Source organism: Paenibacillus selenitireducens (genome assembly GCF_002021565.1).
Taxonomy (GTDB): domain Bacteria; phylum Bacillota; class Bacilli; order Paenibacillales; family Paenibacillaceae; genus Paenibacillus_K; species Paenibacillus_K selenitireducens.
On sequence record NZ_MSZX01000015.1, the window covers coordinates 72,312 to 88,870 of the forward strand.

The 16,559-nt window shown below is 46.9% G+C and carries 12 protein-coding genes; all 12 read left to right on the top strand.

Features of this window, described 5'->3' with window-relative positions:
- The first annotated feature begins 37 nt into the window (after window positions 1-37).
- The 12 genes from BVG16_RS27870 (at window position 38) to BVG16_RS27930 (ending at window position 16,545) form a co-directional block, all read left to right on the top strand.
- Window positions 38-862 (top strand): MerR family transcriptional regulator, encoded by an 825-nt coding sequence (locus BVG16_RS27870; protein ID WP_078502471.1) that lies wholly within the window; start codon window positions 38-40, stop codon window positions 860-862.
- Between the two features lie 72 nt (window positions 863-934).
- Window positions 935-1,957 (top strand): serine hydrolase domain-containing protein, encoded by a 1,023-nt coding sequence (locus tag BVG16_RS27875; RefSeq protein WP_078502472.1) that lies wholly within the window; start codon window positions 935-937, stop codon window positions 1,955-1,957.
- A gap of 173 nt (window positions 1,958-2,130) precedes the next feature.
- Window positions 2,131-3,351 (top strand): sugar efflux transporter, encoded by a 1,221-nt coding sequence (locus BVG16_RS27880; protein WP_078502473.1) that lies wholly within the window; start codon window positions 2,131-2,133, stop codon window positions 3,349-3,351.
- A gap of 161 nt (window positions 3,352-3,512) precedes the next feature.
- A complete protein-coding gene (locus BVG16_RS27885) occupies window positions 3,513-3,899 on the top strand; it encodes a MerR family transcriptional regulator (RefSeq protein WP_078502474.1) in 387 nt (128 codons plus the stop codon).
- 32 nt (window positions 3,900-3,931) lie between these two features.
- Window positions 3,932-5,113, top strand: coding sequence for an MFS transporter (locus BVG16_RS27890; RefSeq protein ID WP_078502475.1), 1,182 nt, complete (start codon window positions 3,932-3,934; stop codon window positions 5,111-5,113).
- Window positions 5,114-5,360: 247 nt separating this feature from the next.
- A complete protein-coding gene (locus tag BVG16_RS27895; RefSeq protein ID WP_144027519.1) occupies window positions 5,361-7,019 on the top strand; it encodes a WD40/YVTN/BNR-like repeat-containing protein in 1,659 nt (552 codons plus the stop codon).
- Window positions 7,020-7,212: 193 nt separating this feature from the next.
- Window positions 7,213-7,407 (top strand): hypothetical protein, encoded by a 195-nt coding sequence (locus BVG16_RS33550; protein ID WP_078502477.1) that lies wholly within the window; start codon window positions 7,213-7,215, stop codon window positions 7,405-7,407.
- A gap of 69 nt (window positions 7,408-7,476) precedes the next feature.
- Window positions 7,477-10,539 carry a discoidin domain-containing protein gene (locus tag BVG16_RS27905; RefSeq protein WP_078502478.1) on the top strand — a complete coding sequence of 1,021 codons (3,063 nt, stop codon included), beginning with the start codon at window positions 7,477-7,479 and terminating at the stop codon, window positions 10,537-10,539.
- A gap of 269 nt (window positions 10,540-10,808) precedes the next feature.
- Window positions 10,809-11,465: a CatB-related O-acetyltransferase gene (locus BVG16_RS27910; RefSeq protein WP_078502479.1), complete on the top strand. Its 657-nt coding sequence runs from the start codon at window positions 10,809-10,811 to the stop codon at window positions 11,463-11,465.
- 229 nt (window positions 11,466-11,694) lie between these two features.
- Window positions 11,695-11,841, top strand: a complete 147-nt coding sequence (locus BVG16_RS34120) for an S-layer homology domain-containing protein (RefSeq protein WP_408635388.1) — start codon at window positions 11,695-11,697, stop codon at window positions 11,839-11,841.
- A gap of 799 nt (window positions 11,842-12,640) precedes the next feature.
- The gene (locus BVG16_RS27925) at window positions 12,641-14,599 is read left to right on the top strand and encodes a putative thiazole-containing bacteriocin maturation protein (protein WP_078502481.1); all 1,959 of its coding nucleotides are present in this window, start codon (window positions 12,641-12,643) and stop codon (window positions 14,597-14,599) included.
- Window positions 14,596-16,545 carry a TOMM precursor leader peptide-binding protein gene (locus BVG16_RS27930; RefSeq protein ID WP_078502482.1) on the top strand — a complete coding sequence of 650 codons (1,950 nt, stop codon included), beginning with the start codon at window positions 14,596-14,598 and terminating at the stop codon, window positions 16,543-16,545. The genes BVG16_RS27925 and BVG16_RS27930 overlap by 4 nt, the downstream gene beginning before the upstream one ends.
- Window positions 16,546-16,559: the final 14 nt, after the last annotated feature.

Below are 16,559 nucleotides of genomic sequence, written 5' to 3' on the forward strand. Positions count from 1 at the left end.
TAGTCCGTATAAAAATATGAAGAAGGGAGGTGAACTCTTGCTATCGATTGGAGAATTCTCAAAGATATGTGAAGTATCTACAAAAACGCTTCGATATTATGATGAAGTTGGATTAATTCATCCAGATGAGATTAATCCTGAAAGCGGTTATCGATATTATTCCATCAGGCAGCTAAAAAAAATGCTCTTGATCAACCGTCTGAAATCTTATCATTTTTCTCTGGAAGAAATCAAAGCCATTCTGGAATTGGAAGAGGATCAATCAGAAGAGAAGCTTTGTTCTGTACTTAATCGAAAGAGAAGGGAAATACAGGAAAAGTTAAATGCTTATGAACGTACCCTAAAACAAATGAGTAAGGATATTTTAAATTTAGAGAAGGGCATCTCAGTGATGTCATACCTTGACAATATCGAAGTACAACTTGTTGAAACCCAGCCCATGAATATCCTTTATATGCGTCAGATGATGCGTAGTGATGACTATGCTGCTGGATATGGAAAGTATTTTGGTAGGTTATATGAAAAGATTGCTACTGAAAAACTCACCTTACTTGGTACACCAATGACGATTTATCACAGCCCTGAATACAATCCTGCCGGCAATGATACAGAGTTTGCCATCTGGGTAGAGGAGACTGTAAAGGGAACGAGAGATTTGCCAGGAGGCCTTTGTGCGAAGTCTGTTGTAAAGGGTTCCTATTCTGAATTGACATCGGTATACGCCAAGCTGAGGGAATGGGTAGAACATGAAGGCTATGAATTGGTGAAATCACCCTATGAAGTATATGTAACCGACCCCAATCAAGCCACCGTTCCTGAGGATATGGTTACCGAGGTGTATTTTCCTGTGAAGAAAAAATAGCAGCAAGACCTGACATTTTCCTTTATCGCTCGCTAAACAAATAAAAAAACGTCTTTTAGGGAGGTAACTATCATGCAAAGAAACTACTGGCCAACAACAGAATGGCAAGCCGTAGACCCGGCAACCTTGAGCATGGACGCTGAAAAGCTTTCAGAGCTTGATCCTATCATAACATCCGAGTATAGCAATATAAACGGTGTTGTTGTTGTGAGAAATGGAGCTATTGCTTATGAAAGATATTATAATGGCTATGGCCCGGATGATACGCACCATGTGGCATCTGTAACGAAAAGCATCATATCTGCCCTTATTGGTATTGCCATAGATGCAGGATATATTAAAAATGTAGACCAGAAGGTACTGGATTTTTTCCCCGAATATGTTCCCGATGCTGCTGATAGGCAGAAACAAGAAATCACCATCCGCCATCTTCTCACGATGACGGCTCCCTATCCATTTGAGGACTGGTACGAACCACTTGACAAAATATGTATGCAACCCGACTGGGTGAAGTATACGTTAGATATGCTGGGCCAAAAAGGAAGTATTGGAGCTTTTAAGTATTCCACCGCAGGGGCGCACCTGCTTTCAGCCATCATCACGCGCAGCACAGGAAAAAGTGCCCGTGAGTTTGCCAACGAAAGGCTATTCAAACCCATCGGCATGCAAGAAATCCCGGATTATGAAATGAAATCATTTGGGTTCGAGGATTTATTCGGGAAAAATGTGAAAGGATGGGTCGAAGATCCAAACCGTAACTCCACAGGAGGATGGGGACTTACGCTAAATCCCCGTGATATGGCACGTTTTGGTCTTCTGTATTTGAACCGTGGCAGTTGGGATAATCATCAGATCATTTCGGGGAAATGGATGGATGAAACAACAGCGATGAACCCCAATAATTACGGTTATCTATGGTGGTTGCGCGAGGAGGATGGGGTTTTTGCATATTCAGCGCTAGGCGATGGCGGTCATGTCGTTTGTTGCATTCCAGAAAAAGACCTCGTCGTAGCCATTGCATCCGAATTCATCATGAATCCTCGTGATCGATGGACACTGATTAAGGAATATATTATCCCGGCTGTAATAGACTAAACTTATTACCAAAAACTTTTGGAATCCGCGCTGGGCGCGGCTTTTTTTTATTTGCAACATGTGCATGCCGGCCAATAGATCGCAATCTGGATAAAAAAGATTTGACTTCGCGTTAACTCTAAGTGGTAGGCTTTTGAGGAACGTAATCTGTGCGCTGTAAGGAGGATGGAACGTTGTATACACGAATAAAAAACCTGTTTGAGATCAAAGGATATCGTTTATTCGTCATCTGTCTGCTGCTGGTCGGTATCGGAATATCTATGACCATGCCGTACTTATCCCTGTATCATACAAAAGAACTTGGAATGAGCGCTGGAGCCTATGGTGTTTTCATTGCGGTGAGTTCATTAAGCGGCGTAATAGTGAACACGCTCATTGCTAAACATTCGGATAACGGGATGGACCGAAAATGGCTAATTATTTCAGCAATGCTTTCATTGGCCTTGGGCTATGCTTCCTATTTAGTGTTTCATAACATCTTTATTTTGATGATCGTTGTTACTCTTTTTAATGGTTTCGGAGCTGCTGCCATGCCGCAAATCTACGCCTACGCACAAGAGTCTGCAAATGCAAGCCAATCAAATGACAAGACTTTTGCGCTGTCTACGTTACGTTCACTAGTAGCACTCGGATTCATATTAGGACCACTAGCCGGGACCTTAGTTTTGGGAGTAGTTGGATATAAGGGACTCTTCCTGGGGTCAGCTGTTATTTATCTTACGATTGCATCTCTGGTCTTCTTGTTCCTTCAAAAACGAAAAGCGATTCAAAACTATACAGGGAAGAGGAAAGGTACAAATATATCTCTATTCAAAAGCAAACAGATCCGGCAGCCACTTATTGCCTTTGTCTTTTTGTTTGCGGTCAATGCCATGAACGCGATCATAACACCCTTGTTTATTGTGAATGAGCTTCATGGTACCTATTCGGATGTCGGATTGGTGGTCATGCTTTCAGCTAGTTTGGAAATTCCCATGATGATATTTTTAGGAGCCCTAGGAAGAAGGATATCGAACCATCGTCTTATGATAAGCGGCTGTATGATCGCCATAATCTACTTCATCATCCTAAGTGTAGCGACTCATTCCTGGCATCTGATCGCTGCCCAGCTTTTCCAAGCCATGTTTGTGGCTATTGTCATGGGCAATGGACTAAGCTATTTCGCCGATCTATTACCTAATTCACCTGGGCAGTCCTCAACCCTATATGCTAACGGGTCCACCCTTGGAAGATTAGTGGGAAATTTGAGTGGAGGTATGATTGCCGATTTTGCAGGGTTTCGTCATGTTTATTGGCTGTGCCTGGCGTTTGTGATTTTCTCGTTAGTTATCTTATGGAAAACGAGACTTCGCAGGGAGAAGGAAGTATCTTCAGAATTTACTCGGTCAGTATAGACAGAACTTTAACATCCATATGTAAACGATCCATATCATAATATAGAGACAAGTATGTTATTTGAGTAGCGTACCCGTTGTTGAAAAATTGAGAAAAATAAATATCGTTTGACTTCGCCTTAACTCTAAGTGTTAGGCTGATTCTAGGAGGTGCAAGACTTATGCTCATTGCTGAAGTTAGTGAAAAATTCAATATTTCTCAGAATACGCTCCGCTATTATGAACGTATCGGGCTGATTCCTCGTGTAAACCGAAACAAAAGCGGGATCAGGGATTATACGGAAGAAAACTGCAGGTGGGTTGAATTTATCAAATGCATGCGAGGTGCAGGCCTTCCGATTGAAGCATTGATCGAGTATGTTGAACTATTCCAGCAGGGGGACGAAACCCTTGAAACTAGAAAGGAAATATTAATCGAACAGAGCCAGCAGCTTGCAGCGAGAATAGAGGAAATGAAGAAAACGCTGGAACGCCTGGATTCAAAAATCGCAAGATATGAACAAGCGGTGGTTAAAAAAGAAAAAACTCTAACAAGACAGAAGGATTAGTTTTTTAAGGCTTAGATGAGAGGGGTAAAACCGTGGAACGACTATGGACGAAATCGTTTATTTTCATGAGCGTCGGGATGCTGTTCCTATTTATCGGATTTTATTCGCTGATGCCGACACTGCCGCTGTTTATCCAGCAAATGGGCGGAAATGAAATGCAGGTTGGGTTGGCTATGGGGGCGTTTATGCTGTCTGCCGTTATCTTTCGGCCGATCGTCGGCGGTCTGCTTGATCGGTTCGGCAGGCGACCGTTTATCGTCTGGGGGCTGCTTTTCTTCACCGTAGCATTATATATGTATGACTGGGTAGGCGGCATCATCGTATTGATCGGGCTTAGAATACTGCACGGGATGAGTTGGGCCGTTTCTACAACGGCCATTTTCACGTCGGTTACGGATATGATTCCATCGTCTCGCCGCGGTGAAGGTATGGGATGGTTCACCACGGCCATGACCCTCGCTATGGCGGTCGGTCCGGTGTTGGGGATCTGGGTTACACAAAACCTCTCGTACCACGCCTTGTTTCTAATCGCCGTTGGTTTCTCTGCTGCAGCGCTCCTATTGACATTGAGTGTAAAAATGCCTTTTCAACCCCAATCCGGCATACGGAAAATCGAATTATTCGAAAGTTCGGGTTTGCCCGTCAACATATCGGTCTTTTTTCTGACGATCGCATATGGCGGCATTACTACCTTTGTCCCGCTGTTTGCGAACTCCATTCAGGTTAATTCCGGCACTTTCTTTCTGGTCTATGCCGCTGCTCTAGCCTTGACCCGTCCCATTGCGGGAAAACTCTCGGACCGGAACGGTGAGAGGGTTGTCATTGTACCAGCCCTTGTGATTACGATGATCGCGCTGATTACGCTGAGCTTCTCGACTGGATGGCTCGGGTTCCTTATTTCAGCGGTGTTATACGGTATCGGGTTCGGTTCCGCACAGCCGGCACTTCAAGCGGCAACGATTCGTCTTGCCCGCCCGGACCGTAAAGGGGCAGCGAATGCTTCTTTCTTGACTGCTACCGACCTTGGCATCGGGCTGGGCGCGATTCTGCTAGGCTGGGTCTCCCAGTATACGAGCTACCAGGTATTGTTCACGGTCAGTGCTGTGTCGGTCGGATTTTCCCTGCTGCTATTTACGTTCTTCGCGAAGCGTATGCTGAAAAACGAAGGGACTACTACTCTGAACACAAATTCACTTCCGTCCGAAAGCAAATGATGCAGCTTCTCTAGGAGGGACAATAACATATCGCTTAAGAGTCCGCGAAAATCGCGGCTTTTTTTGTTTTTAAGGATACATGTTCTTTTCCGTGTGGCTCGACTCGCTCTAAGGATCTCCCCACGTGTATCAAATGCTATGACATCCCTTCCGTGCCCGCGCTTAGATATTATTAACTTAATTTACTTTAAATAGAAATAACATGATAATATAAATTAAATCACGAAAATGAAAAATGGAGTGATCAATGATGAGAAAATATCTGGTAGGCGCTATCTTCGGAATGCTTTTGATGCTTTCTGTAACAGCATTTGCGGATTCCTCTTTAATGAAAATCAGCACTTACTTAAACCCGATACATATTCAAATGAATCATAGCGGAAAGATTACAAGCGAAGACATCGATACCATACTGTACAAAGATAAAACTTATGTGCCCTTATCATACATAGCGCAGAGGTTAGATTCGACGGTTTCGTATTTTCCTAACGGTAATTTGTCTGTTTTTCCGCCTACTTATCGAACAATAACGATTGACAGTGTAGACATTCATGACAATGAAATTAAGGATACATCGGAGATTGTTGGACTAAACAATATAAAGTTTGAGCATGGGAAAAATGAATCCGTTACTTTTCAGATTAAACAGTATAAAGATCTCCCTATAGCTGCCCCTTACCTCGTATTATCGTTCTATGATGATAAAAACAAGTTACTTTACACGCAAGGTTTGACTACCCGTTTATATAGCTTAATCAAAGGCGGATATCAAACCTGGTATGTTTTATTGGATACAGATCTTTCTACATTGAACTCAAGCCAGTTAAAAGTTTCATTCGCTGAAACTGCCCCAGTTACTTATCATAAGGGTGAATTAGCTCCACTGCCTGCAGAGCCTACTTATGTAATGAATCTTAAAATGTTTGATAATCAAATGGGCTGGGCAGAAGGATATGAGCTGCTTAGGACGAATGATAACGGTCATTCTTGGTTAAAGAGCGTACCCAAAGAGCTTCATCTTTTAAAACCAGACAGTGGTATCAAACTTCAAGATTATTTCGTTGATCAACAAAATGCATGGATATCGAAACCGCCGTTTATTTTAGCTCGTGAACAGGAGACCACGGTGTGGCATACGAATAATGGTGGGCAAGTTTGGTCTCGTTCCACGCTACCCATCATAGAAAAATGGGAACAACATAGTACTTCTTATATTTACTTTTGCAACGATAAACAAGGATATATATTACTTAGATCGTTTGATGAGAATAAATTGTCATTATTTTCGTCAGCAGATGGAGGAGTGGTATGGAAACGAGAGGGAGAGGTCAAAGGTCTATCCGAACGATATCCTATAAATTTTATGATGCTAACAGATCTTCAGGGATGGTTGTCTGATGGGGATCATTTATATCAGACGATGGATGGGGGTTTAACTTGGAAAACGGTATCTATATTGATTCCTAGCTCGTATAAGGCATCGGGTTTCTATTCTGTAAGTACACCGGTATTCTATGGACCAGACCAAAATAATGGTGTCATCGTATTACAATTGTCCACCACGGAACATCAGCAGCTCATATTTCATACGAACAATCGTGGGGGAAATTGGACATTTACAGGCGAAGCTCCAAATACTGAACCGATTTCATTTATTCCAAATAAGCGTGGGGGTATTTTGGGAACTGCGATGATGCCCACGAAACAGTTGTATTTTTCGCGAGATGGTGGAAAGACGTGGATAGAACAAGTTAGGTTACCAGAAAACCTTAGAAGCAATGAACTCCTATTTTCAAATGATAAAGAGGGTTGGATTACGGATGGATATCCTGGTAATGTTTACTTTACTGGAGATGGCGGTTTATCATGGTCTCCGTTAAGATCCGTAAAAGAGCCAACTTCCTAATAATTAAAGATGGTAGAAATTGGTTCGTTCTGCGAAATCGGTTTACTGTAGTGCTCTTTCATGAAGGTGAGATGCAGTATAGCAACAAGCAGCCCCGGCATTTGTCCGGGGCTTTCGCATGTTTGGACGGTGAGTGAAAACGGTTTGACGGCCGATTCTTGTTTCTTGCCGGAAGAGAGCGCCCACGACTAGAATGACGATATGCATAGCCGTCGATTACAGCAACAGACGAATCACGGAAGAAAGGAGCGAATCGTATACCAAGTTTGAAGTTCCGGCCGACGTGCAGTGCATAGATAAAGCCGAACAAAATAAGAACGCCCTGTGGAAGAAGGTCAACCGCCACTGGCAGCTGTACATGGTGATTTCGCTACCAACAGGAATGTAATCGTTTTCAATCATCCCAATGTTAGGCGCACGGAAGAGGTAATAACCAGTGACTAAAGGAGATGAATTAATGAAAAAATGGAGTAAAATTCTTTTCGCAGCAGCTATTTCTTCCACTGTGTTGTGCTTTAATCTAATATCGGATGCAAAAGCATCTGCAACATCTCCTGCAGCCGAGTTGCAGGCGTTGAATGGGGATATGCTTGGTAACATGGCCTACGGAAAACCGGCAACTGCAAGCAATGTCATTCAGATTTCAAATAACACAAACTTGGCTTTATATAAGCCTGTTACAGTGAGTGATTATTTCAGCGAACTTTATACGGGGGCGATGGCAGTGGACGGCAACAGCGGAACACGATGGGCCACGCCGGATAACACCACGACTGCAACGCTTGATGTTGATTTTGGAGCTAACACAACCTTTGATAAGATTACATTTTCGCAGCTCGGTACAAGGGTAGGTAGTTATAAAATCCAGTATTGGAACGGTTCTGAGTGGGTAGATGCATATGCGAAAACAACAGCAGCAGCTGCTAATGAGACAGCTACTTTCACACCGGTCACAGGGAGCAAGGTGCGCTTTTTTATCACAAGTGCGATTAACGGTCCGGGCGGACCGAGTATTTGGGAGTTTTCAGTTTTTAATACACAGGGTTCAGGAACAAACCCTGACCCATTGTACGCAGCATCGAATGCAGTAGATGCAGATCCTTCCACACGCTGGGCTACCCAAAACAACATACAAACGGCAACGCTTGATGTGGATTTGGGAACGAATACGACTTTTAGCAAGGTCGAATTCTTCCAGGTCGGCCAAAGAATTGGCAGTTATAAAATTCAATACTGGAACGGCGCAGAGTGGCTTGACGCCTACACTGGAGGAACTGCAGCAACCAGAGAAAGTGCAGTATTTTCGCCGGTTACCGGAAGCAAAGTCAGATTAAATATCACTTCCGTATTAGGGACGACAGGACCGAGCATTTATGAATTTGAGGTTTACAACATCGATGCCAATAAAGGATTATCTCGTGCAAGTAGAGTTTTGATTGATAAAGGACTGCAGCAGCAGGCATGGATCGCCACGGATCAAACCGGACGTTATTTCCCATCTGCAAGCGATTGGACGGGTATTCACTTTACCGCTCCTACATACTATGAGGAACCGATGTACAATCAAACGTTCCATAATGCGCTGCCGAATTCTCAGTGGTCTCTTGCGAAAGCTCCTTTTGCCCAACATTTGAGTTCAGGTCCAACATCGAATGATCATTTCCTCAATGAGCAGCAAAGGGCGAATTTATCTAACCTGGTCAGTATGCAATTCGGGGACGAAGAAAAATTCAGCAAAGACGTCGTATCCACGTTAAAAGGCTGGTATGATTTAAGCCATACCCTGTATCCAAGTGTAATGGTGCATAACAACCAATGGGGTGGACAATGGACAGCCGACCATTACCGTTCCTACGTTAGAGCAGCCAAGCCGGATATATTGACTTACGACAGCTATTATTTCTCAAAACCCGGACAGTATGTGGGCGGAAGCTTGAAGCCGCTCTATGATGGTCTCAATAAAGTACGCATCCCGGCATTGGAAGGATACGACGGTACTGGTCAATCTCCGATTGCATACGGTCTCTATACACAAGGTTTTAAAGAAGGTTCGGGTACATACACCCCATCTGAATCTGAAATCAATATCGTGTCTTCTGCAACGTGGACGATGGGCGGCAAATGGACCAATTTATTCCGTTGGGAAATCGGGGAGTCTGGAGATATCTTCCTTCTCAATGACAAGAACGGAAACTTGACGCCGACTTATGACCAATACGCTGAATTGGCGCGTCAGGGCAATAATTTGGGACCGCATATGGTTCGTCTGACGAGTACGGATGTTCGTTTTGTTCCTGGCCAGCATAAAGCGGGTTCGATTACGGTTAACAATACAGCGCCTGATACCGTAGCTCTTTGGAATACGGCGGCCGATCCATATATCCAGAGCATTCAGGCAACTAACCTGGGGACGACGAATAACGGTTTGAGAGGGGACGTACTTGTGGGTTATTTTGAACCACTAAGTGGATTGACAACGCAAGACGCGAGCCTCTTGTCTTCCCCAGATGCGAAGTACTTTATGATCATGAACGGATTGACAGCTTCCACACCATCCGGATCATCAAGCGCGACGAGCGAGAAAATCGACTTCACCTTCGATCTTGGAGAGGATAGTCAGGGCTTGCAACTGAAGCGAGTCAGCCGTGATACCGGTCTTGTTGAAGTCGTACCTTTAACTCAACTCTCCGGAAGCCAGTATTCACTTGAGATTACGCTCGGCGGAGGAATTGCCGATTTGTTCTTCTGGGACCGTAATCTGACTTCACCGGTAACGATCGACGATGCAAAGAGCGGTTGGCAATCAGCCGGACAAACCGTGCACTTGACTGCAACCGATGAAGGCGGAAGCGGCTTGCAAGCAACTTATTATAGCGTTGATGACAGTCCCTTTGTTCAAGGCAATACGATCGAGATAACGAACGAAGGTGTGCATACGATCAAGTACTACAGTACAGACAAGGCGGGCAATCAGGAAGACCTCAAATCAGCTACAGTGAAAATAGATTTGACGGGCCCAGTCATTACGTCGACGGTCTCCATGGCTGTTTATCAAACAGACGCTATTCAGCTTCAATTTGCAATTACCGATTCGTTAAGCGGCGTTTCGAACTCTGTCGTGAAGCTGGATGATGCCACGATTGCGAATCCTGCGACTCTATCTCCGCTATCATTGTCTGTTGGAAATCACAACATTCAAGTGTCTGCCCAGGATATAGCAGGCAATTCGTCATTAAACGATTTTACGCTTCAAGTCGTTATGGATACGGATCATTTGGATGAATTAGTAAATCTGGGAGTAGAAAATAATTGGATTACCAATGATGGAATCGCACAAAGCTTACTTTCTAAGGTCAAGAATATTCAGAATGTACAAGATAAAGGCGAGAGCATAGAGAATGCGTTGAATTCACTGGAAAATGAAGTAAGAGCCCAAACAGGTAAACACATCGATTCAGCATATGCGCAGCTACTTCTTGCTGATATTGCTTATTTGCAGGCTCCGTTCAAGAACAATTAACTCATGGCCCTGTAAGAGAAAGGTATTGCTCTTACAGGGCTTGATTTAATATTATCGATTGAAAATCGATTTTTTAACCGTATGAGTTAATAGATGTAAGCAGGACAGTGAGGTTGACGAACAAATGATTCGTTTGTTACAATCTCCCCATCAACAAGGAAAAGGATGAGGACGATGGTTCGTCGTTTGAAACGGTTTAAGAATGTTGCTACTGCATTAAGCTTCTAAGTAAAAAAATGATTTATACTACTTAGAAGCGAGGGAAAAGAATGAAACAACATCGGTTTAACCACTGGTCTGAAATTAAGTATCTACAGGATATTGTCACCAACCCCATGATTGAAGTAGGGGAATACTCCTACTACTCTGGTTATTACGATAATCATGATTTTGAAGATGGGTGCGTTAGATACCTATGGGGTGATGAAAAATCAAGAAAGTTATTTAACCCCATCGAAGACCTTGGTTGGCATTTAGATAAATTGATTATAGGAAATTACGTATGCATTGCAAGTGGTGTAATTATTTTAATGGGTGGAAATCACAACCATCATCCTGAATGGGTTACCGTGTATCCGTTTGTGGAACAGATTCAAACTTCTTACGAACCAAAAGGGGATACAATCATCGAAAGTGATGCCTGGATTGGCATGAATGCAATGATTATGCCCGGTGTGAAAATAGGTGAAGGTGCCATTGTTGCGGCTGGATCGGTTGTTGTAAAAGATGTCCCACCCTATACGATAGTTGGCGGCAACCCAGCTAAAGAGATAAAGAAACGCTTTACAGACGAAGAAATTGAAATGTTAAAGGAAATGCGTTGGTTCGATTGGGAACGTGAGAAAATTGAACGAGCCAGTCATATCTTGTCAAGTTCTTCTATTAATCAATTATATGAGTTTTATCAAAGGGTAATCCAACCATAGGATCACCTCTTTAAATAAAAACGAATAAGTTTAATAAGCCATAGTCCCTCTTAATAGCTAATTAAGATGGGACTATTTTATTGAGATAGTTACAATTTTCGAGCTCTCTCGGTCCCCCCCTTTAAACCGGATACATACATCTCCCGCGAAGAAATGGCGAGCATCATATTGTAAGAACGCTCGGTCTTAAAGCATCTGCAAGCGGAAAAAAATTTTAGACGACAATAAGATTTCGAATTGGGCTAGAGCCGCTATTACCGCTGCATCAGAAAAGAACATTATCGGCGGATATCCGGATGGGAGATTTAACCCCGATGGAAGCGCGACTCGAGCCGAAGCGGCTTCCGTTTTAATACGTGCATTAGAACAACGCTGACGAACGGGATAAAGAAGCTGTTTTGGTCGAATCAGATTATAACCGGGATCTAAATTCCGTCAAGGAATAGGATCCTGGTTTTTGTGTTTGAGTCGGAATCAACGGAAATTCGAGCCATGAAGAAGCCATCTACTTGGTTCTTTTTATTTGGTAGACGGTTGTCATAGGAACACTAGCGAATCCAATTTCATAAACTATCTAGTCGAGAAGGGGGATGGGCAGCATGCCGATCGGATCCAGAACTAAACATTCTCGTATATCGATTGTCCCATGCAGAGCAAGCGAAATGAATAATACGGAGGGTATAAAATGAACGAATTTCAGAAAGATTTGCAAAACTTGAATGTCGGCCAGTTCAATTCGACGGGGATGACTCATACGTCGGGGCAAAATCAGAACGGTCCGGGGGATTCTCGCTTATGTGTTGGCATTTGCTTTTTTTGCGTCGGCTTTTGTGGCGGCGGCGGTTTTTGTTCATGCGGCAGCTGTTCTCGCTGTAGCAACTGCTTCAACTGCTCCCGCTGCAGTAGCTGCATGCGTTGTGGAAGTTGCGCTCGCTGCCGCTAAGTACCGAAAAGCCCGCTTGGTGATCAGTAAAAGGTATACCCCTGCAGACGTCTCGTCCTGCAGGGGCTATTCCTTTTTTTAGTTTCATGCATGACGGACAAAACGCTCTACATAACTTAAAAATGAGGGAAAACCGAAGGCCTGCATACAATGCGGTTTTCCCTCCGGCAAACCTAAGCTTATGCTTACGAAGCGGTTTTGCTCCGGCAAAACCTTAAGGAGGAATAAAAACTTGAATCCTTCTATGCGTCTGAAAGTGAAAGGGGATACGTTCTTTCTCCCCGATTCGAATGGAGGCATCTACTTTCGCAACAATACGGGTTCGTTCCGAATGGAAGGCGACATGATCGATCAATGGATCGAGAAACTAATGCCCATGTGGAGTGGGGATTTTTCCATGGCGGATCTGACGAACGGGCTGCCGGAACCGCACAGGGTACGGGTTTATGAAATCGCGGAAGTACTGCTGAGTAACGGCTTTGTCCGGGATACCAGCCAAGACCACCCGCACAGCCTCCCGGAAGCGGTCGAACGGAAATACGCAGCACAGATCGAATTTCTGGACAGCTTCGACGGTTCGGGCGCTCACCGCTTTCAAACTTATCGTCAGGCTAATCCGATTGCGGTCGGTTCCGGTCCAATATTTGTCTCGCTCGTTGCGGCTTTGTTGGAATCTGGACTGCCCCGGTTTCGTATGCTGATCACGAATGTGGCGACCACGGATCGCCAGCGGATCTCCGAACTGACGGCGACCGCACGTCTATCGGACCTGGAGATCGAGGTCGAGGAGATCTTTCCGTCGAATGACGGCTTCCTCAATTGGCCGGAAGTCGTGCGGCTGGCGGATTCCGTTCTCTACGTCGCTCAGGATGACGATCCCGAAGAGCTTAGAGCGCTGCATGCGGCCTGCAGGGACGCGAATAAGCTGCTCCTGCCTGCCATCTACTTGCGGCAGGCGGGTATAGCAGGGCCGATGGTGCACCCGGATTCGGACGTCTGCTTCGAATCCGCATGGCGCAGGATTCACCGAACCGCCCTTGGCGATGCGGATCGGCCGACTGTCGTCTCTACTACGCCGGAAGCCATGCTCGCGAATGTGGTCGTATTCGAATGGCTTAAGACTGTTACGGGGACGACGGCTTCGGAATTGACCGGAAAGCTGTTTCTGCTGAATCCGGAAACATTAGAAGGCGAGTGGCATTCGTTACTTCCCCATCCGCTGGTCAGGGGTCTTCGTCCTCCCGAGCCTATGGATCCGTTCGACCTGCCGATCGATCAGCGTACGGAGCGGCAGGAAACAGACCGTCTCCTCTCCTATTTCAATCGTTTGACTTCGGCGGAGACCGGCATTCTTCACTGTTGGGAGGAAGGGGACTCGAAGCAGCTTCCGCTCTCGCAGTGTCGCGTCCAGGCAGTCGACCCGCTGTCGGAAGGCCCCGCCGAGCTGCTGCCGCAGATCGTCTGTTCGGGAATGACGCACCATGAAGCCAGGAAGGAAGCGGGCTTGGCCGGCATCGAGGCGTACGTGTCGCGACTGTCCGGGGTTCTGAAGGCGGCCATACCTGTGCAGCCGGATTCTGCAAGCCCGCTCGAGTCGCCGACACATGAATATGTAGGGATCGGAGCGGGAGAGACGGTAGCGGAAGCGGTCTACCGCGGACTACGGAAATGTCTGTTCGAGGAGCTGAAAAGCCGTTCCGAATCCAGCCTGCCTTCCGTTCATCGAGTCAAGTTAAGCAAGGTTGAGGACGATATTTGCAGCTATTGCTTGCGCGCATTGTCTACGATGCAGGACGCCCCGGTAATCGGACTGGGGCAAGAAGCGGCGGGTTTCCCAGTCGTCTGGGTTGGTACGAACGGGTACTGGTACGGCGGAGTCGGAGTCAACCGCACGATGGCGCTGCGAGAAGCGCTCCGGCAGGCGCTGATGAAAACCCAAAACGAAACGGCGGACATCCAAGGCCAAATCCTGGAGTGCTCTTTGGTCAAGTTGGAAGATGCCTTGCCACAGAGTCTGACGATTCCCGGCTTCGATGAGTCGGAATACGGCATGACGCTGCAGTCCGTCCGGCAGATCCTGCAAAGGAACCGTAAGCGGATCGCGGTCGTTGATTTGTCGACAGAACCGTTTATGAAAGAAGAACTGGCAGGCGTGTTTGGCGTGTCGCTGCGAGAGGAGGAGACGCATTGAGCGCGATTGTGACGGTCATTGGGGAAGGACAGCTCGCAGATTTGGTAAGCAAGAAATTGTCTGCCGATGACCGCTATCGGCTGATTCGGCAGAAGAGCATGGAATCTGGAGAGGCGGCAACGGGAGACTTGGCGCTGGTGTTGAACGATGCGTGGGATCCTTCCGTTCATCCTGCGGCGGAGGAGCGGTTCCGACAGTCGGGAACGCCCTGGCTGCGCGGTTTTGTTGCATTCGGAGAGGGGATTGTCGGTCCGCTGGTTCGTCCGGAGGGGCAAGGATGCTCACAATGTGCGGATACCCGGCTCCTGCTGGCGGGAAGCGACCGCAGGGAATCGTGGGAGCTACAGCAGAAGCTGGCGTCGCATGGGGGAATCGCCCGGGACGCTTGGGCGTCGCGCACGGGTTTATTGCAGGTGGCGTGCCTTGTTGCGGCAGAAGCCGTGAAGATGCTGGAGGGCAGGCAGCCGGAGATGGAAGGCAGGATGTACTTGATCAATCTGCGTACGATGAAAAGCTCATCGCACTTCTTCCTGCCCGATCCGCTATGTCCGATCTGCGGCCGATTGCCTGAAGACGATGCGGACACGGCCCGCGTTGCGCTGCAGCCAAGCCTGAAAATCAGCGCCGAAACGTATCGCAGCCGTTCAATGGATGAGCTGAAGGATGTTTTGGCCAAAGAATACCTGGATGGCAGGACCGGTTTTCTAAACGGGAAAATGGTTGACCTTGTGTCCCCATTCGCCGATGCGAGCATCAATTTGCCCTTGTTTGGCGGAGATGAGGCTTGCGCAGGTCGGACCCACTCCTATGCAGATAGCGAAATGACAGCCATCCTGGAGGGATTGGAACGTTATTGCGGTCTGTCGCCCCGTGGCAAACGATCCGTCGTTCATGATAGTTACCGCAATGTGCGGGACCATGCGCTCGATCCTCTCCGCGTAGGTGTCCATGCGAAGGAACAGTATGAAGGCGCCGACTTCCCGTTCAAGCCATTCGATCCCGAGCGGCCGATCGATTGGGTATGGGGTTATTCGTTTCTGCAGCAGCGTCCGATTCTCGTACCGGAGCTGCTGGCTTATTACAGTTCGGGCTGCGGTCACGGATTCGTTTACGAAACATCCAACGGCTGCGCGCTGGGCGGCAGTCTGGAAGAAGCGATCTTCTACGGGATGCTGGAAGTGGTGGAGCGCGACTCCTTCCTCATGACCTGGTATGCGCGGCTACCCCTGCCGCGTCTGGACCACCATTCGGTCCAGGACCGGGAATTAAGATGGATGACGGATCGTTTAGAAACCGTGGCGGGCTATGACGTGCATTTGTATAAATCGACAATGGAGCACGGCATACCGAGCGTGTGGGCGCTCGCGAAAAACAAGAAAGAGCGGGGCGTGAACCTCATTTGCGCGGCGGGCGCCCATCCGGATCCGATCCGCGCGGCGAAGAGCGCGATCCACGAGGTAGCGGGCATGCTGCTCACGGTCAGCGAGAAATTCGAGGAAAATCGTCAGCAGTATGAACGGATGCTTCACGATCCGTACCAGGTCGCTCAGATGGAGGACCACTCCATGCTGTACGGGTTGAAGCAGGCGGAGGAACGGCTCGATTTTCTGCTGAATGACGATCGTCCGATGCAAACGTTCGCCGAAGCGTTTGAACCGAGGGACTGGAATGCCGATCTGACCGATGATCTGAAGGCCATGCTGCATGTTTTTCGCCAATTGAATCTTGAAGTGATCGTGGTTGACCAGACGACTCCGGAGACGCGTCGCAACGGACTACATTGTGTGAAAGTGCTCATTCCCGGTATGCTGCCGATGACGTTCGGGCAGCATCTCATCCGTTTGACAGGACTGGATAGAGTGCTCAGGGTCCCTGCGGAGCTGTCTTATTCGCTGGAGCCCTTGTTGCCCGAGCAGCTTAATCCATATCCGCACCCGTTCCCATAAATACGGCTATGGGG

What these genes read in the sequence shown, in the direction of transcription:
- BVG16_RS27875 (WP_078502472.1), top strand. Translation starts at nt 935, where the DNA reads ATGCAAAGAAACTACTGGCCAACAACAGAATGGCAAGCCGTAGACCCG.
- BVG16_RS27885 (WP_078502474.1), top strand. Translation starts at nt 3,513, where the DNA reads ATGCTCATTGCTGAAGTTAGTGAAAAATTCAATATTTCTCAGAATACG.
- BVG16_RS27895 (WP_144027519.1), top strand. Translation starts at nt 5,361, where the DNA reads ATGATGAGAAAATATCTGGTAGGCGCTATCTTCGGAATGCTTTTGATG.
- BVG16_RS33550 (WP_078502477.1), top strand. Translation starts at nt 7,213, where the DNA reads ATGACGATATGCATAGCCGTCGATTACAGCAACAGACGAATCACGGAA.
- BVG16_RS27905 (WP_078502478.1), top strand. Translation starts at nt 7,477, where the DNA reads ATGAAAAAATGGAGTAAAATTCTTTTCGCAGCAGCTATTTCTTCCACT.
- BVG16_RS27910 (WP_078502479.1), top strand. Translation starts at nt 10,809, where the DNA reads ATGAAACAACATCGGTTTAACCACTGGTCTGAAATTAAGTATCTACAG.